Raw genomic sequence first — 26,943 nt, forward strand, 5'->3', positions numbered from 1 at the left:
CCACCCACCTCCACCCGAGAGAGGTGAAGCCAGACGCCATTGGAATCTCTGGTAGGCTCGTGTTTGTTCGCTCCCTGATCATCCGGGCCGGGAGAAGGCGTTGAACAGTCACATCCCTTGTCCGACCGGCGCCGGTGAATTGCGACAGTGAAATTCTGAATTCGACACAGGTTGCCATCTGGATGGCTTCACATGTGGTCAGGGGATCACTGTTTATCGTTACCTCACTCTCGCGACGCCGATCCGCCGGGCGTCTAACGGGCTCCGCAAAGTTCTGTGGCCGGCCCATAGCATACTTTGGATTCGCTTGGGTAATGCTGCAATGCGGCCCGTCAAAGCTGCCTTTCACAACGGTCACTTTATAGTGATCGACGAAGGCATCGATCTTTTGCCGGAGATCACCGGGCAAGTAGTAGTTTTCCAGCAGGATGCGGTTTTTCAAAGTCTGATGCCATCGCTCGATCTACCCCTGAGTTTGCGGGTGATACGGGGCACCTCGAACATGATCCATCTGCCGATCTTCCAGCCAATCGGCCAACTCGCTGGAGATGTAACTGGACCCGTTGTCACTGAGCAGCCTTGGTTTGTGCAGGACCGTCGCCTGATCGCCCCCTGAGGCTTGCAGCGCCAGGTCCAACGTGTCGGTTACGTCGCAGGCCTTCATCGTCGTGCAGAGCTTCCACGCGATGATGTAACGGCTGTAGTCGTCGAGGATCGTCGATAGGTAGAACCAGCCCCAGCCGATCACTTTCAGGTAGGTGAAGTCGGTTTGCCAGAGCTGGTTCGGCCTTGTGGTCTTGTCGTGGAACTTGTCAGCGGCGGACAGAACCACATAGGATGGGCTGGTGATCAGGTCGTAGGACTTGAGGATGCGATAGACCGAAGCCTCTGACACAAAATACTTTTCCACGTCGGTGAAGCGCACGGCCAGCTCACGTGGCGACAGATCGCTTTCCTTCAGGGCCAGGTCCTTGACCTTCTCACGAACCGGCTCGGGAATGCGGTTCCAGACCCGCGATGGCTTGGGACCGCGATCCTCAAGCGCTTCGGGGCCACCGGCCAGATACCGGTCGTACCAGCGATAGAAGGTCGTTCTAGGAATACCGAGCTTGTCCAACGTGCGCCCTGTCGGCAGGTGCGAGCCTTCGACGAGGCGGATGATCTCCAGTTTCTCAGATGCGGGGTACCTCATTCGTCGTCGCCCCCATCTGTCACCTGACAGGCGCATGCAAAGCATGCTGCCGAGAGGGCGCAATCATGCTCTTTTTCGAGCAGTCGAAGTAGCTGCACGGGCCGTGTCGCCAGCCAGACGCTTCTTTCCAGCCTCAAGGAATTCCTTGGACCAACTGTAATACAGGCTCTGGGCAATGCCTTCGCGGCGGCACAGCTCAGCAATGCTATCCTCGCCCTTCAGGCCGTCCAGCACGATCCTGATCTTCTCCTCCGCTGAATACTGTTTGCGTGTGGCGCGACGGATGTCTTTGACGACCTTCTCACCGTGGCTTTGCTTGGTTCCGGGTTTCTGTCTCATCTCCACTCCTTGGTGGTTACGATGTGCCAGAAACCCTCTCTTATCAAATCGACCTAAACTGTCCCATTGGCGCTGACGTCAGACAAAAAGCACAAATAACAGTCGGGCATGAACCACGCACAATGATGCCCGGGGTCTCAAGAGTGCTTTGGCAAGGACAAAGGCGCGTGGGATAAATTCAGCCTTTTCAATGAGTCTCAGAGGGAGCGCATGATTGATACCATTCGATACTGCGAATTGGGCCATGAAGACTAAGGTGAGAATGCAGCGCAAAAAACCGCACCGCAGACACGGTTTGCTTTTTTGCATCTCAGACCACCAGTAAGCGATCTTGTTCCGGGGGATGAACTGTATGGCGTTGTCACGGGCGCTCCCGTGCATTAGCGTCCTGCACCATGGTCATCCGGCGATATTCACTTGTTCTATTGGTTGGCGTTCTGGTCATCCTGACCGGCATTGGCGGTGTTGCGCACGCGCTGTCGAAGGGCTGCGTGGGCCTTCACTGTGAGCACCATACGCAACCTTCCGAACACTCTGCATTGGCAACGAGCGAAGACGTCTCGGCTTCAGGTCATCATCATGATCCGGAGAGTTCCGAAACCGGAGAGTGCAATCCCTTTATCTGCCAAGCCGTTGCATTGCCGTTCCAAGTCAGTGAAGATGCCAAGGGTCGGCGTGATACTGACCCGGAGCTCCATGCTGGAACCCAAGTCAAGCTGAGTGAACCGGGCGCAATCTACAGGCCCCCTGACCTTTGAAGCAGCACGAATCCCTGCGGATGTACGCGACCAGCACGTGCGGCTGTTCGCGATGTGCCGCAGCGTTACCAGCTTCCAAAATGTCAGGACCAATCCATGAATAAAAGTCACTTTCTAATCGGCGCATGCACTGTCGCTGCGGTCGCCGCTTTCATAACTCTTCGCCCCGGCGGAATCGAAGAAGCCACACCGCATGAAACACGCATAGGCGACGCCATGGTCGCAATTCGGATGCCGACCATCGAAGGCAATACCGCAATCGGCCAGCGTGTTTTTGAGGTCTCCTGCGCGTCATGCCACGGCGCCAACGCGGTCGGTGTAGAGGGTGCGGGGCCGCCCCTGATCCACAAAATATACGAACCCAGTCACCATGCGGATGAAGCCTTTCAGAGGGCGGTTTCACAAGGTGTAAGAAGCCACCATTGGCAATTTGGCGACATGCCGCCCGTGGAGGGGCTGACACGAGGTGACGTTGCCATGGTGATCGCCTACATTCGCGAAATCCAGCGTGCCAACGGAATAAACTGAGGGTAACCCAATGAAGAAGATCATGACATTTGCGCTTATGGTTGCGCTTGCCAACGGCGCACTGGCGCATTCCAAGGTCGAAGAAACAACCCCTGCCAACGGCTCCAGGATAACGGATGTGCCTGCTGAAATTGGCCTCAACTTCTCAAAAAACATCCGGCTGACACGGATAGAGATGGCCCATGAAGAACACTCGGCAGTAAGCTTGGATTTGGGTGACCAGACAAATTTTGGTCAGGCATTCACGATCCCACTGCCGAGCAATGGAACGGGCACCTATGTCATCGAATGGCGCGGTTTGGGTGAAGACGGCCATGCGATGCAGGGCGCGTTTTCCTTTACCGTGGATTGAGCATGCCAGACATCTGGGCGATTGGCGCGATCCTCGCAAAGCTAGTGCTCTACATCGGCTTTGCGGGCTCCGCCGGGCTTGTGATTGTTGGATGCCTCTATTCCGGCCTTGTCGCGCCGGTGAACCTTGCGATGACGCGCCATGCCAGGGCCTTGGCATGGCTTGCTCTTGTCGCGACAGCAGTTGGCTTCTTGCTTCGTGGGGCCGCCTTGACAGGCGGGGTTGACGGCTTGGTCGATCCGAAGATGCTTGGCCTGCTGTGGCAGACATCCGTGGGCGACGCACTTGTTTATCGCCTTTCTGGCGCATCGTTGATCCTTGTGGGGCTGTCCGTTCCTCGCTTTGGTCAGTGGATCGCGCTGTTGGGTGGCACGATCGCTCTGTGGTCGTTTGCGCAGATCGGGCACGTGCCGGAACTGGAGAGCTTTGGTATCCAGCTCCTGCTCCTGCTGCACCTGTTGTGTGTAGCTTTCTGGGTGGGCATCTTCAGCCCGCTGCGGAATCTGGCCCTTGCTCCTGAACACCTGAAGGATGCTGCTGAACTCGGTCATGTCTTTGGGCAAGCTGCCACTTGGCTTGTGCCGGCGTTGATCGTGGCGGGCCTTTGGATGGCCTGGTTGCTTGTCGGCAATCTCCAAGAGCTGCTGTTCACTGGCTACGGGCAGGCGTTGTTGCTCAAAGTGTTTTTTGTGGCGCTGCTGTTGTTTCTTGCCACCGCAAACAAGCTCCGATTTGTTCCGGCCATGCAAGGTGGAGAGGTCAAGGCAGCGCAACGCCTCGCCCGCTCCATCCAGGTTGAGGCATTGATGGTGTTGGTGGTGCTGGCAACAACGGCAACACTCACGAGTGTTCTGGCGCTTCCGAATTCGGGCCATTAGAGTGAGCCAGACACCGGTGCGCGCGCAGTGTGTAGCAACGGCAGCGGCGGTGCACGATCCGATGCGAACAAGGAAGACAATCCCACTCAGGGCCCGCCGACCCTTGCCGCGGGGCCTAGCCATTGGGCTTTGGCAAACAGGGTTCAAACAGTGCCACCTGCCCGCCGGTCAACCGTAAGAAATCAAGCTTGCTCACCGCCTGTCTTTCGAACCATCAACACGCGACCTGCCGAACTCACTGGGGTCTGAACCCTGCAGCTGCCCCTCAGAACCTTAATGAAAGACAGGACATGCCACCATCAAGCTTTGCACAATCGGTATTGTCAATTTCAACGACCTCATAGCCTTCGCGGTCCAGCATCTCTGCGGTGCGCGGAAACCCAGCGGCCATCAGCACCAGATTGTTGAACCTAATCGCGTTTGCCGCCGCCTCCTCGCCGTCAGCTACATGCAGCACCCGGTAGCCTTCAAAACAGCCCGAAGCGTCCAATCGCCGGGTCGCAAGGATCGTCTCGGCATCCATCAGCGAACAATCCGTTTTGAAGTGCAAAACGCCCTCGGGTGTGAACACTTCCCGCAGTTTGTGACCCCATTCCGAGGTGATTTTCGCCAGTTCCTCAACACCTTCCGCGTCAGTGCGGTCTGACCGGCCCACAAGAATTTCGCGGCCGGTTACAAGGATGTCTCCACCCTCGATATGGCCGGGACCATTGATCTGTGTGACCGTTTCATAGCAGGTCCGCAGTGCCGGGGCGATCTCGGCCACTTCCCCCATTCGCGAAGGCGCGCCCGGCCGCATCAGTACAGCACCCTGCGGCAGGCACAGGGCCGTATCTTCCACAAACTGTGCGTCAGGGAACGCATCCAGGGGATCAAGCTCGATCACCTCGGCCCCGGTGCTTTTCAGTGCTGCCACGTATGCCCCATGCGCGGCCGTCATCCCATCGAAATCCGGGTTTCCGATATCTTCTGCGCGCAATCCGTCAGCGATGGTCGGTGCCGGGCGCCGGGTGATGGCGCGGGAAAACTCAAAAGTTGGGTCTGACATGCTTTAATCTCTCTGAGGTTCGAATTTTCGGGCGGTGACTTCGATCATCGCGGGCCCGCCCATGGACGCCGTTTCGCGTAACGCTTGCGCGATGGACTGCGGCTTATCGGGAACCCTGGTGTGTGGAATGCCAAAGGATCTGGCCGTTGCTGCAAAATCGGGGGGTGTGGGGTCACATCCTATGACCGTCACGCCTGCATCCTGCATCGATGTGGCGATTTCCCGGTACCCGCGATTGTTCCAGATCACGAACGTGACCGGCAGGTTTTCGTCTACTGCGGCCATTGCTTCCGGCATAGAAAACTGCGCCCCGCCATCGCCGACGATGCATATTACCCGCGCCGTTGGATCGGCAATCGACGCACCGATGGCTGCTGGTATGCCATAACCAAGCGCACCATAGCCCGTTGCCGCATTGAACCAGCCGCCAGCCCGGTCGTGGTCATAGTAAAGATTGCCGGCATAAATTGGCTGGGTGGAATCCCCGACCATCAGAGCATCCGGAGACGCCGAGCGCATCGCATTCAGTATCTCCACCTGTTGGCGATAATCCGGACCAATCTCCTGCCAGGCCGCATCGCGCGTTTTTCTGGCACGGTCCGCACCGTCGCTTTGCCGTGCCCTCTGCGGCAAGGCCTTACACAGCGCTGGCACAACCAAGCCTACGTCACCTTGAATGGCAATCGCTGCCTCGTGCCGCGAAAGCTGATCGCTGCACCGATCAACCCGTATCAGGTTTGGCAGTTTCGCAAACTGGCCGGTGGCATACATGTCATAATCGGTCGGCCCCAGCTCGGTTCCCAAGGCCAGAACGCAATCGGCGCTTTCCAACAATGCGCGCACCGCGTTCAGGCTGGGGCTGGCCGGAACGGTCAGGGCATGTCCGTGCATCAGGCCGCGCGCGTTGACGGTTTGCACAACAGGGGCACCCAGAGCTTCGGCCAGTGCTTGCAATCCCGCCTCGGCACGTTTCGCGCCGCCGCCCGCCAGAATGACGACTTTCTTTGCCTCAGCCAATTGCCCTGCAGCCTGTCTGATCAATTCCGGGCTGACCGGAGGATCAGGGTCAGGCGTCTCGACTGCTGTTTCCTGATAGTCCGCCGCTGCGACATCCAACGGAACCTCGATATGCGTCGGCCCGCGGCGACCATTGCTGAGGCCGTGAAAAACGCGGTCCAAAACCGGGGCCAGAGCGCTGGGGCCGGTGACCTGTTCGGACACCAACGCAACCGTTTTCGCCAGCCCGATTTGGTCCGGCAATTCGTGCAGATGCCCCAAGCCCTTGCCAAGCGATCCGGTTTTGTTGACGCCGGACACCACCAGCATCGGTATTGAATCGGCCCGCGCCTGCGCCATCGGCGTCAGCGTATTGGTCAATCCGGGGCCGGTGATCACAAAGGCAACACCCGGTTTGCCCGACACACGGGCATAGCCATCGGCCATGAAACCCGCCCCCTGTTCGTGTCTGGGCGTCACATGTCGTATGCCCGAAGCCGCAAGCCCTCGGTACAGTTCCACCGTGTGAACGCCCGGAATTCCGAAGACGCAGGTCACATCCCGCTGGCGCAGCCCGGCAACCAGAGCTTCGCCAACTGTCATACTGCTCATGCGACCTCGCGTGATTTGCTGTTGGCGTGATCGATGATACGGGAAACCGCAGTACCAAAATCCGTGTCATTGATAGTCAAAGCGACCCGCACCCAGTCCTTCAGGCTGTCACCAAAGGCGGATCCCGGCATGACGGCCACCCCGGCCTGTAGCAGATCCCAGGCATAGGCTTCGCCATCCAGCCCGGTGGCAGAGACATTGATGAGTGCGAACATTCCCGCTTCGGGCCGGTGAACAATCAGATCCGTTTCAGCTTCAAGACGATCGGCCAACAGGGTGGCGCGGCCAGAAAAGCGGGCGGCCATCCCGGGGGCAACCTCGGACCCGTCACGGATCGCTTTTTCGGTCATGTCCGCGATGAACGGCTGATTGCCAAAAAGCATGGTCTCGGAATAGGGCAGCAGCGCTTCGCAGAACGCGGCGGGCCCGACACACCAGCCACTGCGGAACCCCGGAGCGGCATGAGACTTCGAGATGGATGATACGCCAATGACACGATCCGCCAGTTCCGGATCTGCCAATGGTGAAACAAATCGTGCACCGTCAAAGATCAGTTCTTCATAGACCTCGTCCGAGATGATCCACAAATCACGCGCAATCGCCAGCTGCCCGATCTCGGCAATGTCCGCGGCGGTCAGGATCGCGCCAGTCGGGTTATGCGGTGTTGTCAGAAGAATGGCGCGGCTGCGCGGAGTGATGCGGGCCGCGATATCTGCGGCCTGCATGCGAAACCCTTTCTCGGGCCGCAGCGGTACGGGTACCATCTCGGCCCCGGATGCACGAATGACACCTTCATAGGTCGCGTACATCGGATCGCCGACCAGAACTTCGTCGCCCGCCTCGGCGACCCCGGCCATGGCTGCGAAAAGGGCGGTTTGCGTGCCGGGAAAGCACAGAAAATTCCCGGGCTCGAAAGCCCGCCCGCGAGAGGCAGAATAGCGCGCAGCCAGAGCGTCAAGCAGCCCTGCTTCACCGCGCCCGTTGGAGTACCCTGTCCGCTGCGCCCGCAATGATGCAACGGTGGCTTCGACCAGCACGTCCGGCACCGGAACGTCCGGTTCTCCTATCGTCATTTCGACGATGTCCGCTCCGGCCTTGATAAGGTCGCGGGCTTTCAGATGTACGCCCCATTTGGCGCCACCCAAGCCCGCCAACCGTTCTGTCACCGATGTGGTCTTCATGACTGCTCCACCCCTTTGGTCAATGGAATCCCGACGATGGCGCTGACGGAATCCAAACCGATCCGCGCCAGCTGGCCTTCGGAAAACGCATCCGGAAGCGCGCCCCCTTCCAGCCACAGGCCGTCGATCACCGCGTTGCAGGCGATGGCCAGTTGCATTGCCTCTGACGCGTCAACCGAACGCCCGGCTTCCTGCAATGCCGCGACGATCAGCTTCTCGAGGTGATCCCGGAAATAGTCATAGGTTCGCTGGTGAATGCGCTGCATTTTCGGGTCATGCTGCACCTTGTTCAGGAAACCCGCCCACAACGCCACGGCGCTTGGATCGACGATCGGCTGTCGCAGTGACGCGTCGACGAAGTTGGTCAACTGAGAAACCGCGCTTCCGGTTCCTGATGACGCCGCTGTCTGGTCCGTCAGCGTATTCATGTGGTGCTCATATGCCGCCTGAACCAGTTCGTCCTTGGATGAGAAATAGTGCCGGATCAAACCTTGGGTCACATTCGCACGGGCTGCGATCTCGCGCACCGTGGCACCCCGAACGCCCATCTCGGCGATCAGGTCCAAAGTCGCCAGAATCAGCGCCTCGCGGCGAACCTCGGCAGACTCACGTTTGAATTTGCGGCTTTCGTCCTGCACGTCAGTGTCATCCATGGCACGGAGTTATTATACACTTGCATAATTGCGAGATTCGGGGCTTACTGCAAGCTGAAATCAGAAGATTCTTGGATATGGACACAGCCAAAGCAGTTTCACCCGCACCCGAAACAACCACGCCCGACGAAGCGATCAAGGTTGAGGATCTGCACAAATCCTTTGGCACGCTGGAGGTTTTGAAAGGCGTATCCCTGACCGCAAACAAGGGGGATGTTGTTGCCATTATCGGGGGGTCAGGCTCTGGAAAATCCACCATGCTGCGCTGCATCAACTTTCTGGAAACGCCGAGTTCCGGAAAGATAACCATCGGCGGGGAACCCGTTGAAATGCACACCGATGGCAGCCCCTCCAACCGCCGCCAGATCGAACGTATCCGCACGCGTCTGGCCATGGTTTTCCAGCAGTTCAATCTGTGGACACACCGCACGCTTCTGGAAAACGTGATCGAAGTGCCAGTGCATGTGCTCAGGGTGCCAAAGGCCCAGGCGATCGCACGGGCGCATGAATTGCTGACGCGGGTGGGCCTTGGCGACAAGGCTGACACCTATCCGGCCTATCTTTCGGGTGGTCAGCAACAGCGCGCCGCCATTGCCCGGGCGCTTGCGGTCGATCCTTCGGTGATGCTTTTCGATGAACCGACGTCGGCGCTTGATCCCGAGCTTGTTGGCGAAGTTCTGACCGTGATCCGCGATCTTGCCGCCGAAGGGCGCACAATGCTGCTTGTCACCCATGAAATGAAATTCGCACGCGAAGTCGCAGACCACGTTGTCTATCTCTTCGAGGGCCGCATCGAAGAGCAGGGCCCACCTGCCGAAGTCTTCGGAAACCCAAAATCAGAGCGCCTTAAGCAGTTCCTCAGCTCGGTCGCCTGAACCTAAAAAACAAAATGAACCAAAAGGGAGTATCAAAATGAACGTCAAGAAACTGCTCGCGTCCGGCCTTGCCGCCGCTGTCCTTTCGGCTGGTATCGCCAGTGCAGAAGAGGTCAAGATCGGCATCGCAGCCGAACCTTACCCGCCATTCGCGTCGCTGGACAGTTCAGGCAATTGGGTCGGCTGGGAAATCGATGTCATCAATGCGGTCTGCGCCGCTGCGGAACTTGACTGTGTCATCACGCCGGTCGCCTGGGATGGTATCATCCCGTCGCTGACCGGACAGCAGATCGACGCCATCATGGCATCTATGTCGATCACCGAAGAGCGGCTGAAAACCATTGATTTCAGCGATCCTTACTACAACACACCTGCCGTCATCGTCGCGGACAAATCGATGGATATCGAAGCGACCCCCGAGTCGCTGGCCGGTAAGGTTGTCGGCGTTCAGGCGTCGACCATCCACCAGGCTTATGCGCAGGAATATTTCAAGGATTCCGAACTGAAGGTTTATCAAACTCAGGATGAGGCCAACCAGGACCTGTTCGCAGGTCGTATTGACGCCACTCAGGCCGACAGTATTGCCATGGCGGACTTCGTGAACTCGGATGCCGGGGTATGCTGTGAAATCAAAGGCGCCGTCGCAGATGATCCGGCCATCCTGGGCCGGGGTGTTGGTGCGGGTGTTCGCAAGGGCGACGATGACCTGCTTGCAGCGCTGAACAAGGGCATCGCGGCAATTCTTGCCGATGGAACGCACGAGAAGATCACTTCGAACTATTTCTCGGCCAGCATCTACTAAGCGGCTGCCGTGACCGGACTGTTGGAATCGCTTGGATTGGCGCAGAGCGCAGAGCTTCTGTCGCTGTCGCCACCGGGTTGGGGGGGCAATCTGCTGCGCGGATTGTCCCACTCATTGCAGATCGCTTTTGGTGCATATGCGCTCGGCCTCGTGATCGGATTGTTCGGAGCCTATGGCAAGCTTTATGGCGGGAAGGTCACGCGCGATCTTCTTGCCATCTACACGACCGTGATCCGGGCCGTGCCGGAACTGGTCCTGATCCTGATCCTGTATTACGTGGGATCTGACATCATCAACAAAATCTCCGCTGCAATGGGTGGAGGTCGGGTCGAGGTCAATGGCGTCGCTGCGGGCATTTGGGTTCTGGGCGTTGTACAGGGCGCATATGCAACCGAGATCCTGCGCGGAGCCATACAGGCGGTTCCACCCGGACAGATCGAGGCCGCCAAATCCTACGGGATGCCCGCCTTCATGACCATGCGCCGCGTGACGATCCCCGCCATGATGAGCTTTGCCGTACCCGGCCTGGCCAACTTGTGGCTGATCGCCACCAAGGACACCGCCCTGCTCGCGGTCGTGGGATTCAACGAACTGACACTGGAAACCCGGCAGGCCGCCAGCAGCACACGCGCCTATTTCACCTTCTTTCTGGCGGCGGGTTTTCTCTATCTCATGGTCACCCTGTTTTCGGGCGCCATCTTCGCGCGGATCGAAAAATGGGCGCGTCGCGGTCAACCTTCTCTGAAAGGAGGTGGCAGATGATCGATCTCAGGTCTTTGATGCAACCCCATCGCATCGTGATGATGCTGATCTTTGCCGGGATCGTAATCTGGTGTGCCATGTCTTTGCGATGGGACTGGTTGCCAAAATACGCCCCGCTTGCCTTGCAGGGAATCTGGACCACGCTCTGGCTGCTTGTTGTCACCGTCGTTCTCGGATTTCTGCTGGCCGTACCACTCGGGTTGGCCCAAGCCGTTGGACCCTGGTACCTTGCGGCCCCCGCCAAGGCGTTTTGCACCATCATTCGGGGCACACCCCTGCTTTTGCAGCTTTGGTTGCTGTATTATGGCCTAGGCTCATTGTTCCCTCAATTCCCCTGGATACGATCGTCCGAGCTTTGGCCGTATCTGCGTCAGGCCTGGCCTTATGCGGTGCTGGCACTAACGCTTTCTTATGCCGGCTACGAAGGTGAGGTAATGCGCGGAGCCTTCAAAGGCGTCGCCAAAGGTCAGCTGGAGGCGGCAAGGGCGTTTGGCATGCCCAGGCTGACAATGTTCCGCCGCATCTGGCTACCGCAGGCAATCCGCAACGTTCTGCCAACCCTGGGCGGTGAAACCATCCTCCAGTTAAAGGCGACGCCCTTGGTCGCCACGATTACGGTGGTTGATATCTATGCCGTGTCATCGCGGGTGCGGTCCGACACGTTCATCATCTACGAGCCGCTCATCCTGCTGGCCGTATTCTACATTCTCGTTGCCGGTATTATTGCCCTGATGTTCCACTGGCTGGAAGTGAAGGTGCTGGGAACCGGAAGCCGAAATGGGCCAGCCGGATAGTACAAGCCGGAAGTAAAGCGGGACACACTGGCCTATTCCGGGCACAGGTTTCGTCGGCGCGTTTTCAGGCCGATTGAAACCATGGGCACACGATCACGACGGTTGCCCGGAATGGCTAGGGGAATGTTTACCTTGCAGCCTCTGCGGCGAAGGCACTGGCAGCCCAAGGGCAGAGCCTGACTTTCTTATCCATTGCGCAACAACCTGAAACAGCGCGGCGCAATCGTCTGGTCGGCGCAGTGGCGGATGTCGCGAAGCATTGCAAACTTGCCCCTCGTCCTTTGGGGCGCGTTGCATGAGGCGCGCATTCAGCGCAGGCCCGACAGAACCTAATGCCGCAAACCCGCATTCGGGTTTGAGCCGACGATCATCATTTTTTGGGGTGAAACACCTTTGATCGCGCGAATGGGCAGTATCTGCCCTGAACGCGGGTCATGGTGAGCCACGAACTGGTCATACCCATCGGGTCTGTTTGCCAATCAGAACAACGCTCAGATCGCCAGATACTCCTCACGAAGACTGGTGTCCTCAAGCACTTCTTTTGCCGTTCCGTCGAACACGATGGTACCGGTGTCAAGAATGATCGCGCGGTCCGCCAACTCCAAAGCGCGCACGGCGTTCTGTTCAACGATGATCGTGGTCATACCCTGCTGCTTGACATGTATGAGGGTTTTTTCGATTTCGTCGACGATAACAGGCGCCAAACCTTCATACGGCTCATCCAAAAGCAGTACCTTGATGTCCCTGGCAAGCGCTCTGGCGATTGACAGCATCTGCTGTTCGCCACCCGACAATGTAATCCCTTCCTGCTTCCTGCGCTCACCGAGACGCGGAAACAGCTCGTAAAGCCGTTCAAGGGACCATCCGATCGGAGGAGCAATCTGTGCAAGTTGCAGATTTTCTTCGACTGTCAAGCCGGGAATAATGCGCCTGTCTTCCGGTACAAGGCCAAGGCCAGCCGCTGCTGCTTCATAGCTTGTCATGTTGTGCAGCGGTTTGTGGTCCAACCAGATTTCGCCATGTCTTACTTCGGGTTCTGCGACCCTTGCAATCGAGCGCAGTGTCGAGGTTTTGCCCGCACCGTTTCGCCCAAGAAGAGCAAGAATCTCGCCTTCATGCACATTGAAGCTGACACCCTGCACGATATAGCTTTCTCCGTAATAGGAGTGCATATCCCAAACGGAAAGAAACGCAGGGGCGGTGCTGGCCAGATTGGCGTTTTTCGAAAAGTCAGGTTTCTCGTTCATAGCGTTTCCTTACGCAGCCTCGCCCAGATAGGCTTCGCGAACCTTTGGGTTTCCGCGGATGTTTTCAGGAGTATCTTCAACCAGGGGTGTCCCCTGGGCCAGAACAGTGATGCGTTCGGCAAGGCTGAAGACAACATGCATGTCATGCTCGATGATCGCGATGGTGATGTCGCGTTCTTCCTTGATCTGTTTCAGCAGGTCGATCGTGTTGTTGGTATCCGCCCTCGCCATCCCCGCCGTCGGTTCGTCCAGCAGCAACAGCCTCGGATTCTGGCTGAGGCACATGCCAATCTCGAGCCGGCGCTTGTCGCCGCGCGACAGCGAGGCCGCATGCATCTCACGCTTGTCGGCCATGTTCATCTCTTCCAGCATGGCTTCGGCCTGTTCAACAACAGCTTTTTCGTTGGCGATGGTCTCGTATGCATGCATCCGGAACGCGCCATCCCGCATGGCGAAGATCGGAATCAACATGTTCTCCATCACCGTCAATTCACCAAAAATCTCTGGTGTTTGAAACACGCGGCTTATGCCCATCTGGTTGATCTGGAAGGGTTCAAGCCCCAAGACCGATGCGTTGTCGAACAATACGGACCCGGTATCTGGCATGAGCTTGCCGACCAGACAATTCAGCAAGGTCGACTTGCCCGCACCATTGGGCCCGATGATTGCGTGAACCGAATTCTCCTCGACACTGAGATTCACATCCGTGAGCGCCTTGAGGCCGCCGAAGCGCTTGCTGACGTCTTTGACTCTTAGAATTGCCATGGCTCGCCCCTTATTCCGCCGGTTCCGTTTTGCCCGACGTCGCGTCGTCGGATTTTGATTTCTTGCGCTTGAGCCGGTTCAGCAAACGCTGACCACCTTCGACAAGACCACCCGGCAAGTAGATAACGACAAGCATGAAAAGAATGCCCAGCGTCAGATGCCATCCCTTGCCGATGAACGGATGGATCAAGAAAACCACAGCGTCCTCCAGCCCGTCAGGCAGGAATGCAAACCAGCTGTGCAACACGTTGTCGTTGATCTTCGAGAAAATATTTTCGAAGTACTTGATGAAGCCTGCACCCAGCACCGGCCCGATCAGTGTGCCGGTGCCGCCCAGGATCGTCATCAGAACGACCTCGCCCGATGCGGTCCACTGCATGCGTTCGGCACCTGCCAGCGGGTCCATTGCGGCCATCAGCCCACCAGCCAGGCCGGCATACATGCCCGAGATGACAAAAGCTGCCAGCGTGTACGGTTTCGAGTTCAGGCCAGTGTAGTTCATCCGCTGCTGGTTTGATTTGACGGCCCGCAGCATCATCCCGAAAGGTGAACGAAAAATTCGGATGGACAGATAGAATACCACCATCATGATCACCGCACACAGATAGTATCCCGCGTTGAAATCAAAACTCCATGCGCCCACGTCCAGCGTGTAGGTTGCGCGCATCGGCAACCCGAACAGATGCGGCAGGTCCGGCGAGTTCGCCCCTTGCAGAATCTGTGGATCATCCGCGTAAACCTGCAATCCCGTTTCCCCGTTCGTCAAGTTGAACTTGGGGTTGGACAACACCGAGTAAGCCAACGCAAAGCTCATCTGGGCGAAGGCCAGCGTGAGGATCGAAAAATAGATGCCCGACCGGCGCAGGCTGACAAATCCGATCAGCAATGAGAATACCCCGGCGACCACAACGCTGAGTGCGATGGCCGGGATGATGTTGTAACTCAGCAGCTTAAACATCCATACGGCGGAATAGGATCCAACGCCCAGAAAGGCCGCGTGTCCGAATGACAGGTATCCGGTAAGGCCGAACAGGATGTTGAAGCCGATGGCAAAGATGCCGAAAATCACAAAACGCTGCATCAGATCCGGATAGCCCGCGTTGAACTGCGCCATGGCGCTGCCTTCCGGGAACGGATTCAGGATGAAGGGTGCCAGCATCGTCAGGATGCCGACGATGATCAGCAGGCTGGTGTCTTTTTTGTTCAGTCCCAACATCGATTATTCCTCCATCACGCCTTTGCGTCCCATCAAACCGCGCGGGCGTGTGAGCAGCACAATAATGGCAACAAGGTAGATGATGATTTGGTTGATGCCCGGGATCGTCGTTGTGGCCCAGGTCGTAGAGGCGAAGCTTTCGAGAATGCCCAGCAGAAAGCCAGCCAGCACCGCGCCGGGAAGAGACCCCATGCCACCAACGACAACCACAACGAAGCTGAGGACCAGAAAATCCATCCCCATGTGATAGTTTGGTGGGTTGAGCGGCCCGTACATGACGCCCGCCAAACCGGCCACCGCGGCAGCGATACCGAACATGATCGTAAAACGCCGGTCGATATTGATCCCCAGCAAACCCACAGTTTCGCGATCCGCCATGCCGGCGCGCACAACCATGCCGAAGGTGGTGAATTGCAGGAATGAGAAGACGGCACCGATAATGGCAACCGCAAAGCCAAAATAGACCAGGCGCCAGATCGGGTAGATGATCGCGTTGGGATCAAACCCGATCATCGTGCCAAGGTCGATAGAGCCACTCAGCGCGTCGGGCGGCGGCGTCTGAATGGGGTTGGCACCGAAGAAGTACTTTACGATTTCCTGCAACACGATCGCCAGGCCGAACGTGACAAGGATCTGGTCCGCGTGAGGGCGCTTGTAGAAATGCTTGATAAGCCCGCGTTCCATCACATAACCAACCGCCAGCATGATCGGGATCGCAAACAGGATTGCCAATGGAACGGACCAGTCGATAATCGTCGCACCAAACTCCGGGCCGAACCATGCCTCGACATAAGGGGTTTCCACTTTCAGCGGGTTGCCAAGAAAGTCGGTTTGGCTCTCGTCGATGGTTACAAAGCTCAGGTTCATGAGCTTTTGCAAAGTGACGGCACAGAACGCACCGATCATGAACAGGGCCCCATGGGCAAAGTTCACAACGCCGAGCGTCCCAAAAATAAGCGTCAGCCCCAGCGCAATCAGCGCATAAGCCGACCCTTTGTCCAGACCGTTCAGAATTTGCAATAGGATGGCGTCCATTGGCCCACCTCAGGGTTGGTCAGTGTGAATTGAGTGGCACAACAGGATCAACCCTGCTGTAGATGTCTGGCCACCATTTTGGCAGCCAGACTTTGATACGCGGTCTTATGCGCCCGGGTTACACTCACCCAGTGCGCCACCGGCAAACATCGGATGCTCCGGATCGTATTCGACCTGCGCGCGTGGGGTGATCTCGACGATCTCCAGCGTGTCATAGGCGTTGGTCGGGTTCATGTTGCCACGCACGACCAGCACGTCTTTGAAGCACTGGTGGTCATCGGCGCGGTACAGGGTCGGACCGTTGCCCAGCCCGTCGAACTCGAAGCCTTCCAGGGCCTCGACGACGCCGCATGGGTTGAAGGTGCCGGCGCGCTCGCACGCATCCGCGTACAGCAGAACCTGGGCATAGCAGGTCTGGGCCGAGTTGGACGGCGGCTTGCCGTATTTCTCGCCGAAGGATTTCACGAAGGCTTTTGTGCCTTCATCTTGCAACTGCCAGTTCCAGTTCATTGAACCCAGCACGCCCTTGATGTTCTCGCCCGCACCGGCGGCCATCAGCTCCGAATACAGCGGCACGACGATCTTGAAGTCCTTGCCGTTGGCAACTTTGTCGAGCAGGCCGAACTGAATCGCGTTGGTCAGCGAATTCACCATATTGCCGCCATAGTGGTTCAGAACCAGAACATCCGCGCCCGAGTTCAGAACCGGAGTGATGTAGGACGAGAAGTCTGTTGACGCGAGCGGCGTTTTGACGGTGTTGACCGTTTCCCATCCCAGGGCTTCGGTCGAGGCGACGATCGACTCTTCTTGGGTCCAGCCCCAGTTGTAGTCCGCCGTCAGGTGATAGGCGCGGCGGTCGTTGCCCATCTCGGCCGCCAGCACCGGCGCAAGCGCAGCGCCCGACATGTAGGCGTTGAAGAAATGGCGGAAACCATTGGCCTTCTTGTCCTTGCCGGTCGTGTCGTTGGCGTGGGTCAGACCCGCCATAAAGATCACACCCGCTTCTTGACACAGGCCCTGAACCGCAACGGCCACGCCCGAGGACGACCCGCCGTTGATCATGATCGCACCGTCTTTTTCGATCATCGACTTTGCGGACGCACGTGCGGCGTCTGACTTGGTCTGGGTGTCACCTGTGACGAACTCGACCTTCTTGCCGAGGATGCCATTGCCCTTCAGCGCCTTCGACGTGAAGGTGTTCAGGCAACCGCCGTCACCCTCTCCGTTCAGGTGTTCCACCGCCAGCTGTTGCGCCAGCAGCTCGTCATTGCCCTCTTCCGCATACGGCCCGGTCTGGGGAACATTGAAGCCCAGGGTCACGGACCCTCCGGTTGGTTCGTTGGTGTAAGCGGCCGCCGACGAAGCCGTGAAGATCGTAGGCAGGGCCAGACCGGTGCCTGCAACGGCACCAGACTTCAACACGCCGCGGCGTGTGACAGATTTATTGGTCATTAATTCCTCCCATTTCCCTTTCTCTCGTCGTCTGGCTCCTCTTCCAGCAGACGAAAGCGCACTTATGTGCATTTCAATAATGGAAAGGCGGTGGAAAATTTCACAACAAATTACTGGATTTGAAACAAAATTTTGTAAACGTCTTGACGAAAACCAAGATCATTTGAAAAACTTTTTTGTTTGATTTAATTTAAATACATATTTTTCATATATTTAAATGTAAATATCAATGACACGGTTGTCAGGCATGACACCAATATTCGTTCTCTGCGGCACCAAAAGCCGATTTGCAATACAAAGCCAGCATTTTCAACACGCTGAATGGAAACAAGCTCTTCGCTCATCTGACGGTCCAGTTTGATTGTTGGCGCATGATCGTCCACGAGTCCGCCGGTATGATCATATCCTGCACGCGTGGGCGACATCCCAGTACGCTGAGCCGTCTTTCGTGTTCCGGTGTTTCGTCCATTCCACGATCAGGATCCGTTTGCCTAAGGCACCACCCTAATTTCGGATGCTGACGTCCGCTGTGACTTGTCAAGCCGGTGCGGGGCACGACAGACCATTGGTCAGGGAACCAAAACCGCTGCCCCTTGCAATCGTCCGGCGCTCAGATCCGCGAGGGCTGTGTTGGCGTCCTTCAGTGAATATCTTTGGGTCCGTGTCTGGATGCCAGCGGCTTGGGCCATTGCAAAAAACGCCTCACCATCCTGGCGCGTCAGGTTTGCGACAGACAGGATTTGGCGTTCCCCCCAAAGATCGCTGTAGGGAAAGGACGGAATGTCGCTCATGTGAATTCCGCCGCAAACCACGCGGCCGCCCTTGCGGACAGCTTGCAGCGCTTTGGGCACAAGGGCCCCGACAGGTGCGAATATGATTGCAGCATCCAGTTCCACCGGTGGTCGCTCGTCAGACCCACCAGACCAAACCGCACCAAGATCACGCGCAAACTCCTGTGCCTCGATATCGCCGGACCGGGTCAGCGCATATACATTCCGGCCCTGCCAGACGGCCAGTTTTGCAAGGATATGCGCGGCAGCTCCGAAGCCATAAAAGCCGATATTCTTGGCATCCTGGGCCATTCGCAGACAGCGAAACCCGATAAGCCCGGCACATAACAACGGCGCCAGTGCAACCGGATCGGCAACCTCTGGCAGGGCAAAGACATACCGTGCATCCGCAAGGCAGGCTTCGGCAAATCCTCCGTTTCGCGTGTATCCCGTGAACACCGGCGCGTCACACAGGTTTTCCTGTGCGCGATGGCAATACGGACATTTCCCACATGTGGATCCAAGCCATGGCACACCCACGCGCTGACCGGCATCCAGCCCTGTAACGGCATCCCCCTTTCGCACGATCCGCCCAACGATTTCGTGGCCCGGAACCAGTGGAAGTTCAGGATGTTCGAGGTCACCATCGACGATGTGAAGATCCGTTCGGCAAACACCACAAGCCTCGATCTGGATCTCGATATCATGAGGGCCCGGCGTCGGAAGTTCCATGTCTTCCAGTCTCAGCGCGCGGCCGGCCTCGTTCAAAACCATTGCGCGTGTCATGGTCCAACTCTCCAGATACATCCGCCCGAAATCATCTGTGTATTGCCTCTTTTCGTTGCATATTGCGGGCTTGGCCTTCGACTAACCCGCAAATGTGGCACAGGGTTTCGACGACCTGCACGATAACACACCTGCGCCGCAGCAAGGCTTGATCCATCGCAAAGTCCCAGATCCAACCGAGCGACCAAAATCTCAACTTCACCTGAAGGGCTTGCGCAGGATGTCCAAAGGAGATCGACAGGGCACTGACGGGTCTGACCTTCGCCGCCGGTTTCAGGCCTGAAGAATGTAGCTGCCCGGCGCTTTGGGCAGGTTTTCAGCCCCCCTTCGCTTTCCGCCCATCGGCGGCGGCGCGGTTTCGCCCGATGAACGTTCTTTGATCCAATTCACCATCGCAGGCCACCAGGAACCTTGCTTTTCTTCGGCCGACTCGAACCACTCATCCGGCGAGGTATACAGCGCGTCCGCCGGCCTGTGGCCCAACCGATAGTGGCGGTACTTGTGCCCCGGCTCGCTCAGGATGCCGCCATTGTGACCACCGTTGGTCAGCACGAAGGTGAGGTCTCCGTCGGTAAACAGCCGAATTTTGTACACTGATCGCCACGGGGCAATATGGTCGGATTCCGTTCCGACCACAAACATGGGTACGCGTATATCCTTGAGCGCAACGACCCGACCTTCGACAGAAAAGCGCCCAGCGCTCAGCCGGTTTTCCAGGAACAGACCGCGCAAATATTCGGAATGCATTCGCGCCGGCATCCGGGTCGTGTCATTGTTCCAGACGGTCAGATCCGTAGGCAGGTCGTCTTCACCCAGAAAATAGCGACGGACAGCCCGGGCATAAATCAGATCCTCGGCGCGGATTGTCGTAAAAGTTCGCGTCATCTGAGGGCGGTCAAGATAGCCCTGCAACCACATCAGGTCTTCTACAAAAGCGACCTGGCTGTCATCGATAAACAGCAAAAGCTCACCGGCTTCGGCAAAATCAACCTGCGCCGCCATCAGCGTAACGCTTGCAAGCCTGTCATCGCCATCGCGTTGCATCACCGCGGCAGCAACCGCCAGAAGTGTGCCGCCAAGGCAATACCCATTGGCGTGGATCTTTTGGCCCGGAACGATTTTCTCGACGGCCTCGATCGCGGCCATGACACCGTTCAGGCGATAATCCTCGAGGCTGAGATCAGCCTGATCAGCCGTGGGGTTGACCCAGGAAATCATGAACACGGTAAAGCCCTGCTCGACCAGATGCCGCACCATGGAGTTTTCCGGGGACAGATCGAGCACATAATATTTCATGATCCATGCAGGCACGAAAAGGATCGGTTCCGCCTGCACGCGCTTGGTGCTTGGTGTGTATTGAATCAGCTCGAACAGCGCGTTGCGATAAACAACCCTTCCGGGGGTCGCGGCAATGTCTTTACCGATTTCATAACCCTTAGGGGCAGGTTCGTGCTGTTGCGTTATGGTATGGGCAACATCCTCAAGAAAGTGAGCGGCGCCCTCTATCAAATTGCGACCGCCGGTCTGAAAGGTGCGATTGATGATTTCCGGGTTTGACCACGGGAAGTTCGAAGGAGAGACAAGATCAAGTGCCTGACGAACCTGAAATTGCCCGCGTTCGGCGTCGCGGGGGGCGATGCCGGGCATTTCGTCCGTTGCGGCCTGCCACCAATCCTGTGCGCTCAGAAAAGCCTGCTGCCATAGGGAAAATGGCGCCTTCTGCCAGCCGGGCGCATTGAAACGGTGATCCTGCTTACATGGCTGAAAAGGCGGAGTGGCCTTCGCGCCGGTCGCCATCTCGCTGGCATAGAACCAGAGTTTGGCCGCATCACGTGCCGCGCGTTCTGTCAGTTCAAGCTGGCGTCCGGGGGAACGACCCAGGTGCAGGGCCCAATTCATCCAGGTGGCCATTATCGAATGCGGAGAAACACCGGCGGTGGCACGGGCAAGGGCCGCGCGCGTTGCGCGGTCAAGTTTCTCATAGGGGTGTGGCGGGGCATTCTCGTCGGTATTTGCCGCACAAACCCCGACCTCAGCAGACAGCTTGTCAGGTGAGAGTTCGGTCATCTAGGTTCTCCGATCCGGGCAGAGTGCTAGTATGCTGCAAACCTAATTCCATCTGCCCACCAGGCCCCGGACCGACCAGTCAACCGCCCATTTTGATTGGACGTACTTGATTGCAGCGCCGGACCTGGCGAGGCTTCCTGAAATGGCCGCAAGCGCTTGGGAACCCGTGTTGCCAGGCACCGTTCGCTATTTTGGCAACATAAAGAACTCTTCCAGTACAATCTTGCCATCTTCAACGGAATAAATGGCAATCTCGCTAAGGTTCATTCGTTGTCCGGTGTCTTTCTGCACGACCTCGGCATTGAAACGCACGCCAAAGCGATTGGGCGGATGAACAAAAGGGCCATCTGCCGTAAGCGTTTGGATTTCATGCGTTTTCAGCCAATCTTCCCGCTTTGCCTTGATGGCGTCGCGACCCTTTGTAATCCGAAATTGCCGCACCGGAGGCACAACCGCTTCTATAGACTGAGCGTTTTCCGCATACATCTCGTCAACACTTGCCAAGCCGTTGCGATCACGCATCGCCTGAACAAATGTCCGCCCAATTTCGACCAGTCTTTCCATGCAAGACCTCCTGATACATTGGTGACTGTATCTCGGCGGCCCGCGTTCAACCTTGACAAAGATCAAAATGAGACGGCCCTGCAAAGATTGGCCACCGGACTTGCTTAGGAACAGGCAGAACAGCGCCTTGTGAATTTGGGCGCAGCAAGTTGCCGCCAATCGTTGGGCGAGAGGAAACCAGTGGCGGACCGAGGAGTCTTCGAACTAATATCATAATTTTATGTTTTTATTAGATTTTTAATAATCTGAATCTAAGAGTACCACATAAAATACCGCAGCATCTCGAATAAACATGTCACCGCTGGCAAGGCGGTTTCCATGAATCCAGAACAACGGTACCAGCTAAGAAGCGCAATACCGATTAAAAACAACAGCATTCTTTGAACCGTCCTGCTCAAATAATGCCACTGCTGGATGGGTTCGCCTGATTGGCGGGTTATTCCAAGCAGCAAGATTACCCCCAACCTTTTGTTCACACCGGGGCGACAACATTAACCGAACGTGAACAATGTATTCTCTGAGTGTTCAAAGTGTTTAGCTCATACTACTCCCCGCAGGGCTATCTTAAAAAGCCCGTCTTTGTCGAAGGGGAAAAGAATGATCAAGTCTGCCATTGGGGTTGAGCCTTGTGTTCCTGCAACTATGCAGTCCTCAAATGTCGCCGTTCACGGCGCGCGTTCCAACGCCGAAAATTCGAGCACCAATCGCTTCCCTCCTATCGAGAATGCACTAACTGACATCATTAACAACAAGCGACTGGATGAGACAAACAAGGACGCCTGAAACGACGATTACAAGCCATCACGCTTCCAGGTTGCGGCGACCAAATCAGGATACTGCAAAGCCCGCTCCGTATCGGAGCGGGTCTATTATTGAGAAACCTCAATGCGTTCACGACGCTAAAAGCGTATCTCCATCCATCTAGTCAGATGGTGTCGACACGACGCCGGGCCGGCCATGCTCGTGGTAAAGACATGGTCGACCCGGCCACCATCGGCTTGCAGAATAACAAGCCAATACTGTTAGCCATCTAACCCAAGCAGTGATTTTACTGCCGCCTCAACCTCGTCTGTAACGGGCTTGTTTGCCGCGTTTTCCAGTGCTTCGCGTTCAGTCAGCCCTTGATCTTCAACAGCCTCAGTCAAGTCCTCGACCTCAGCAACCGCTTCTTCATATTCGACAGCATCCTGTTTCTCGGTTTCCAAACTTTCAGCCGTGTCGATGGCGTCCTGTAGATCGTTGTTTGCTTCCTCAAGCGCTGCCTCGATGTCTGGGTCGGTGCCACCAGCGTCTTCCAGCGCCTCTTCAAGTTCGGTCACACGATCCTGCTTTTCCTGAACATCAGTTTGTGCCGCTTCAAGATCCTGTTCGATTTCAGAAACAGAACGATCTGGCGGCGTCATCCCGTCCAGAAGTTCCTGCTGCTCCTCCAGCGCCGCCCGCAGATCATCGCCAGCCAATACCGTTTCACGATAAGTAGCAATTCGGCCGACTCGTGAGTTGGGTGCGGCGTTCAGTAGGGCCGTCTCACTCGCATTTGCTGCGTTCAACGCGCCCAACTCTGACGGATGAGCCCCAAGTAACGAAGCCATTTTGTGTCCTGTCGGACGCTTTTCCGGGCGCACTGAACTGGTGACCGTAGGCGATGACGTGATTGTTCGCGCGGTTTTCGTTGCTTTGGATTTGGGTTTATTGGCCTTGGACTTCCTGCCACCAAATATCTCTTTCAAAGAGAATTTTTTCCCTTTTGAAGATTGGGATCGCGATCCTGAGATTCCAGTTGCTTTGTTACTTGTCTTGCCAGTTGCAGACTTTCCTGCATTTTTGGATGCGCCCTTTCCTAAACCTTTGCCACTACTGTTTCCGGCTCCGTCATTTCCGCTACCATGGCCATTTCCGTTCCCACCGCCATTGCCGCCAGAGTTCCCTCCGCCGTGACCGCCACCGTTACCGCCTCCGTTACCACCTCCGTTGCCGCCACCGTTGCCGCCGCTGTTTCCTCCGCCGTTGCCGCCGCCTTTTCCGTTGCCGCCTTTCGCGTAGGCAGAATCAGGAAAGGCGACCGCCCCAACGAGCGCGGCGGAACTCATCAGGGCGATGGCAACAGCTGAGGTTTTCAACAATCCGGTCATTGTGTTTTTCATGGCGTTTCTCGTTGTTCAATTTTGAGTTTCTGTCGTCAGCGCTATTACAAACTTGATTCCGACAGGCCGTATGTCCTTGCCGGGTTCTTGTCCTAGTTTTTGTCATCTAACCCCATTGATGTTGAACCCACGGGAAACTGGTCGTTCATCAACGGTTCATGTAACCTTCGTTAGGTTGATCGGGCGTCAGCGCCGTAAAAAGTACCGAAGATGAAAAAGCTTTTGATCCTTGCCTGCCTTTTCGCGGTTCTCCAGCCCGGAGAAAGCGATGCGGCTGCCCGCGAACTGAAGCAGGCGGAGTTACGCAAGGCGACAAGTTCGGGACAAGCCATTCGGCTTAAAAAGGTTATCAAGGGTGTAGAGCGAGTTTTTGGCGGCACCCCAGTTAATGCGCGTGCCTTTCAGACAGATGAAGTCTATTATCGAATTCTGGTCAAAAAGCCGAATGGAAAGATAATCAGCGTTATCGTCAATGCAAAAACTGGTGTTGTTGTACCCAATCGGTCAAGTGTTGGGCGGCAGGTAACTGAAGCTGCCAAGACAGCGCCAGGCAATCCTGCTGCTGCATCGCAAGGGAAGTCGGCGAACAATGGCATCAATGGAAACCGTGGCGGCAACGGTAACAGCGGTGGTAACGGTGGCGGAAACTCCGGCGGTAACGGCGGGGGAAACAGCGGCGGCAACGGTGGCGGAAACTCCGGCGGTAATGGCGGGGGCAACGGTGGTGGAAACTCCGGCGGCAATGGCGGGGGAAACAGCGGCGGCAACGGTGGTGGAAACTCCGGCGGCAATGGCGGGGGAAACAGCGGCGGCAACGGTGGTGGAAACTCCGGCGGTAATGGCGGGGGAAACAGCGGTGGAAAAAGATGATGTTTAAACTTCGAGACACGCGCATATAGTGCTGGTGCATGAGAGTTTTGCTTGCAGAAGATGAACCGCACCTCTGCGATCAGATCAAAAAGCTGTTGAATGCCGAAGGTCGCGTAGTGGATGTGGTAAACAACGGTCTCGACGCGTTACATCTGGGCGCGACCGAACCGTACGACGTGATCATTCTGGATATCGGCCTGCCGGAACGGGACGGTATCTCGGTGCTGCGCGAGTGGCGTGGTTCGGGCGTGCAAACCCCGGTTCTGATACTTACCGCCCGCGATGGCTGGAGTGAGCGTGTCGATGGGCTTGATGCCGGTGCGGACGACTACATGACCAAACCGTTCCACATGCCGGAACTGGCGGCCCGGGTCCGCGCCATTTTGCGGCGGCAAAGTGGCCAGTTGAACCCGGTGATCGAGATGGGTAACGTCGTTCTGGATACGCGCAACGGGCGAGTGACGGTTGATGGCGTTCCGATCGATCTAACGGCTCAGGAAATCGCTGTGTTTACCTATCTGGCCCTCAATGCCGGGCGCATGATTTCAAGAACCGAGCTTTCTGAACATATCTATGAATACGACGGCGACAGGGATTCCAATACCATTGCAGTCTTCATAACCCGTCTGCGCAAAAAACTTGGCTCCGACTTGATTACAACGGTACGGGGCCGCGGATACATGATTGACTCTGCCTGATGTTGTCACTGCGTCAACGGGCATTGTTAGGAGGCTTTGCATCCGGAGCCGTGTCTGTTGGATTAGGTACACTTGCCGTCTTTTCTTACATCAACAACCGCGTATCAGATCGCTTCGACACTGCTTTGTTGGACCGCCACACACAGCTTGTAGTGGGATTGAGCGTCACCACCCAAAGCCCCGATTCACTCCGGGATCTGATGTTCGATCCGGCTTACAGTTCTCCATACTCTGGTAGATACTGGCAAGTTAGCAACGACGAAGGAGAAATCTTTACGTCTGCGTCACTGTTTGACGAAGTTATCGCCGAGCCTTCCGGCAACCCAGATACGCCAACACTGTGGACTACGAATGGCCCCGAAGGTGAGGTCCTGCGCAGTGCCTTTCAAAAAATCACGTACGAAGACGGCTCTGTCTGGGGCGTAAGTGTCGCCGAAAGTCGGGTTCAACTTGCCGCCGAACGCCGTGCCGCACAACAAAGCCTATTGCCCGTATTTGCCCTTGTCGGTCTGATAGGGGTGGCCGGATCTCTTCTATTGATGACTATCATACTTGGGCCTTTAAGAAGATTGCGTTCCGATGTCGCGCATCGCTGGGATCAGGATGAAGATCTCAGACCAGCTGATTATCCGGAAGAGGTCGCTCCACTGGTTGAAGACCTGAACAAACTTCTGCGTCGGAATCGTGAGATCGTGTCAGGATCTCGCCGTCAGGCAGCCGACTTGGCCCACGCTTTGAAAACTCCTGCCACAATTTTGCGGAACGAACTGGAAACGCTTTCCGGTGCAGGAGTTGCAACGGGCACCGCGCGGGAGGCGTTGGACCGGATCGATGCTCAATTGAGCCGATCTCTCGCCAGATTGAGAGCCTTGCATACCGCGGACTTAACCCATTCGAGAACGGATTTGACAAACGCTATCGACAGGCTGGAACGGCTGTTTGCAACAATAGCGGATCGCGAAGGCAAATCTCTGCAGATCGTGCGTGACCCCGGTCTCTGGGTACGCATGGATGCACAAGATATTGAAGAGGTGTTGGGCAACTTGCTGGACAACGCAGTCAAGTGGTGCCGGAAAAGTGTACGCTTGACGGCCAAGCGCAACCCCGGTTGCATCGAAATCAGCATCGAAGACGACGGCCCCGGGATTCCGGAAGACGCCCGCCGCGATGCACTTCGGTCCGGCGGTCGTTTGGACACATCGGTCACCGGCAGCGGGCTAGGACTGACGATAGCAGTCGATTTGCTGAAAGCTTATGACACCCATCTGATTTTGGGCGCTTCCAGTACCCTCGGTGGTCTCGAATGTCGGGTCGAGATCTCGAGCTAGGGTCAGGACCCATTGATTTCAGCGGGGTTGCGTGTTTCACGGTTCGAAAAACGGGCGGTGAACATGTCTGATCTGTTTTGGCTGACCGACGCCCAGATGGCGCGTCTTGGGCCCTTCTTGCCAAAGTCTCATGGCAAACCCCGCGTCGATGACCGGCGGGTGTTGAGCGGGATAGTCTTCATTAATCGCAATGGTTTGCGCTGGCGCGATGCGCCGAAGGAATACGGCCCG

At 56.8% G+C, this 26,943-nt stretch carries 25 protein-coding genes and 1 pseudogene; 12 read left to right on the forward strand and 14 right to left on the reverse strand.

Annotated features, from left to right (window positions below; translation table 11 throughout):
- Positions 1-361: 361 nt before the first annotated feature.
- Positions 362-1,531 (reverse strand): annotated as a pseudogene (locus ACR0I0_RS16025) (IS3 family transposase); the annotation flags it as partial.
- Between the two features lie 854 nt (positions 1,532-2,385).
- On the opposite strand from ACR0I0_RS16025, the gene ACR0I0_RS16030 reads away from it, so the two are divergent.
- From ACR0I0_RS16030 to ACR0I0_RS16040, 3 genes are read left to right on the forward strand one after another with little or no spacing between them, the layout of a single operon-like run.
- Entirely contained in the window at positions 2,386-2,817 is a 432-nt protein-coding gene (locus ACR0I0_RS16030; protein WP_480492185.1) for a c-type cytochrome, read from the forward strand.
- Positions 2,818-2,827: 10 nt separating this feature from the next.
- Complete coding sequence (locus tag ACR0I0_RS16035) at positions 2,828-3,169, forward strand: copper resistance CopC family protein (RefSeq protein WP_171634580.1); 342 nt, start codon at positions 2,828-2,830, stop codon at positions 3,167-3,169.
- Positions 3,170-3,171: 2 nt separating this feature from the next.
- A complete protein-coding gene (locus ACR0I0_RS16040; protein ID WP_480492187.1) occupies positions 3,172-4,047 on the forward strand; it encodes a copper resistance D family protein in 876 nt (291 codons plus the stop codon).
- Positions 4,048-4,312: 265 nt separating this feature from the next.
- Here ACR0I0_RS16040 and ACR0I0_RS16045 read toward each other — a convergent pair whose 3' ends face one another.
- From ACR0I0_RS16045 to ACR0I0_RS16060, 4 genes are read right to left on the reverse strand one after another with little or no spacing between them, the layout of a single operon-like run.
- The gene (locus ACR0I0_RS16045) at positions 4,313-5,095 is read right to left on the reverse strand and encodes a dimethylarginine dimethylaminohydrolase family protein (protein ID WP_171722713.1); all 783 of its coding nucleotides are present in this window, start codon (positions 5,093-5,095) and stop codon (positions 4,313-4,315) included.
- A 3-nt stretch (positions 5,096-5,098) separates the two neighbouring features.
- Entirely contained in the window at positions 5,099-6,703 is a 1,605-nt protein-coding gene (locus tag ACR0I0_RS16050) for a 5-guanidino-2-oxopentanoate decarboxylase (RefSeq protein ID WP_480492189.1), read from the reverse strand.
- Complete coding sequence (locus ACR0I0_RS16055; RefSeq protein WP_480492191.1) at positions 6,700-7,884, reverse strand: pyridoxal phosphate-dependent aminotransferase; 1,185 nt, start codon at positions 7,882-7,884, stop codon at positions 6,700-6,702. The genes ACR0I0_RS16050 and ACR0I0_RS16055 overlap by 4 nt, the downstream gene beginning before the upstream one ends.
- Positions 7,881-8,537, reverse strand: a complete 657-nt coding sequence (locus ACR0I0_RS16060; RefSeq protein WP_216598219.1) for a TetR/AcrR family transcriptional regulator — start codon at positions 8,535-8,537, stop codon at positions 7,881-7,883. Before ACR0I0_RS16060 ends, ACR0I0_RS16055 begins: the two co-directional genes overlap by 4 nt.
- A 77-nt stretch (positions 8,538-8,614) precedes the next feature.
- On the opposite strand from ACR0I0_RS16060, the gene ACR0I0_RS16065 reads away from it, so the two are divergent.
- From ACR0I0_RS16065 to ACR0I0_RS16080, 4 genes are read left to right on the forward strand one after another with little or no spacing between them, the layout of a single operon-like run.
- On the forward strand, positions 8,615-9,412 hold the full coding sequence (locus ACR0I0_RS16065; RefSeq protein WP_171634592.1) for an ABC transporter ATP-binding protein: 798 nt from the start codon (positions 8,615-8,617) through the stop codon (positions 9,410-9,412).
- 37 nt (positions 9,413-9,449) lie between these two features.
- On the forward strand, positions 9,450-10,214 hold the full coding sequence (locus ACR0I0_RS16070; protein WP_171722710.1) for a transporter substrate-binding domain-containing protein: 765 nt from the start codon (positions 9,450-9,452) through the stop codon (positions 10,212-10,214).
- Between the two features lie 9 nt (positions 10,215-10,223).
- Complete coding sequence (locus tag ACR0I0_RS16075) at positions 10,224-10,976, forward strand: ABC transporter permease (protein ID WP_152459071.1); 753 nt, start codon at positions 10,224-10,226, stop codon at positions 10,974-10,976.
- On the forward strand, positions 10,973-11,770 hold the full coding sequence (locus ACR0I0_RS16080) for an ABC transporter permease (RefSeq protein ID WP_171634597.1): 798 nt from the start codon (positions 10,973-10,975) through the stop codon (positions 11,768-11,770). The genes ACR0I0_RS16075 and ACR0I0_RS16080 overlap by 4 nt, the downstream gene beginning before the upstream one ends.
- A 491-nt stretch (positions 11,771-12,261) precedes the next feature.
- Here ACR0I0_RS16080 and ACR0I0_RS16085 read toward each other — a convergent pair whose 3' ends face one another.
- From ACR0I0_RS16085 to ACR0I0_RS16120, 8 genes are all read right to left on the reverse strand, one after another.
- Positions 12,262-13,017, reverse strand: coding sequence for an ABC transporter ATP-binding protein (locus ACR0I0_RS16085; RefSeq protein WP_171634599.1), 756 nt, complete (start codon positions 13,015-13,017; stop codon positions 12,262-12,264).
- A gap of 9 nt (positions 13,018-13,026) precedes the next feature.
- Positions 13,027-13,782, reverse strand: a complete 756-nt coding sequence (locus ACR0I0_RS16090; protein ID WP_152459074.1) for an ABC transporter ATP-binding protein — start codon at positions 13,780-13,782, stop codon at positions 13,027-13,029.
- A 10-nt stretch (positions 13,783-13,792) separates the two neighbouring features.
- Positions 13,793-14,998 (reverse strand): branched-chain amino acid ABC transporter permease, encoded by a 1,206-nt coding sequence (locus ACR0I0_RS16095; RefSeq protein ID WP_171118889.1) that lies wholly within the window; start codon positions 14,996-14,998, stop codon positions 13,793-13,795.
- Positions 14,999-15,001: 3 nt separating this feature from the next.
- A complete protein-coding gene (locus tag ACR0I0_RS16100; RefSeq protein WP_171118891.1) occupies positions 15,002-16,033 on the reverse strand; it encodes a branched-chain amino acid ABC transporter permease in 1,032 nt (343 codons plus the stop codon).
- 105 nt (positions 16,034-16,138) lie between these two features.
- On the reverse strand, positions 16,139-17,485 hold the full coding sequence (locus tag ACR0I0_RS16105; RefSeq protein WP_171634601.1) for a substrate-binding protein: 1,347 nt from the start codon (positions 17,483-17,485) through the stop codon (positions 16,139-16,141).
- 569 nt (positions 17,486-18,054) lie between these two features.
- Entirely contained in the window at positions 18,055-19,041 is a 987-nt protein-coding gene (locus ACR0I0_RS16110; protein ID WP_480492196.1) for a zinc-dependent alcohol dehydrogenase family protein, read from the reverse strand.
- A gap of 273 nt (positions 19,042-19,314) precedes the next feature.
- Entirely contained in the window at positions 19,315-21,108 is a 1,794-nt protein-coding gene (locus tag ACR0I0_RS16115) for a PHA/PHB synthase family protein (protein WP_480492198.1), read from the reverse strand.
- 186 nt (positions 21,109-21,294) lie between these two features.
- Positions 21,295-21,672, reverse strand: a complete 378-nt coding sequence (locus tag ACR0I0_RS16120) for a nuclear transport factor 2 family protein (protein WP_171118898.1) — start codon at positions 21,670-21,672, stop codon at positions 21,295-21,297.
- Positions 21,673-22,269: 597 nt separating this feature from the next.
- Here ACR0I0_RS16120 and ACR0I0_RS16125 point away from each other — a divergent pair.
- Positions 22,270-22,455, forward strand: coding sequence for a hypothetical protein (locus tag ACR0I0_RS16125; RefSeq protein ID WP_171634610.1), 186 nt, complete (start codon positions 22,270-22,272; stop codon positions 22,453-22,455).
- A gap of 239 nt (positions 22,456-22,694) precedes the next feature.
- Here the strand turns inward: ACR0I0_RS16125 and ACR0I0_RS16130 are convergent, their stop codons facing one another.
- Positions 22,695-23,816 carry a hypothetical protein gene (locus ACR0I0_RS16130; protein ID WP_480492200.1) on the reverse strand — a complete coding sequence of 374 codons (1,122 nt, stop codon included), beginning with the start codon at positions 23,814-23,816 and terminating at the stop codon, positions 22,695-22,697.
- 210 nt (positions 23,817-24,026) lie between these two features.
- Here ACR0I0_RS16130 and ACR0I0_RS16135 point away from each other — a divergent pair, with 210 nt between their 5' ends.
- The 4 genes from ACR0I0_RS16135 to ACR0I0_RS16150 form a co-directional block, all read left to right on the forward strand.
- Entirely contained in the window at positions 24,027-24,686 is a 660-nt protein-coding gene (locus ACR0I0_RS16135; protein ID WP_209832230.1) for a hypothetical protein, read from the forward strand.
- 38 nt (positions 24,687-24,724) lie between these two features.
- Positions 24,725-25,384 carry a response regulator transcription factor gene (locus tag ACR0I0_RS16140; protein ID WP_171634612.1) on the forward strand — a complete coding sequence of 220 codons (660 nt, stop codon included), beginning with the start codon at positions 24,725-24,727 and terminating at the stop codon, positions 25,382-25,384.
- On the forward strand, positions 25,384-26,712 hold the full coding sequence (locus tag ACR0I0_RS16145; protein WP_171634614.1) for a sensor histidine kinase: 1,329 nt from the start codon (positions 25,384-25,386) through the stop codon (positions 26,710-26,712). The genes ACR0I0_RS16140 and ACR0I0_RS16145 overlap by 1 nt, the downstream gene beginning before the upstream one ends.
- A 63-nt stretch (positions 26,713-26,775) precedes the next feature.
- Positions 26,776-26,943 (forward strand): transposase (locus tag ACR0I0_RS16150; RefSeq protein ID WP_480492203.1); only part of this gene is annotated, 168 nt, incomplete at its 3' end.

Source organism: Ruegeria sp. AG6 (assembly GCF_056541565.1).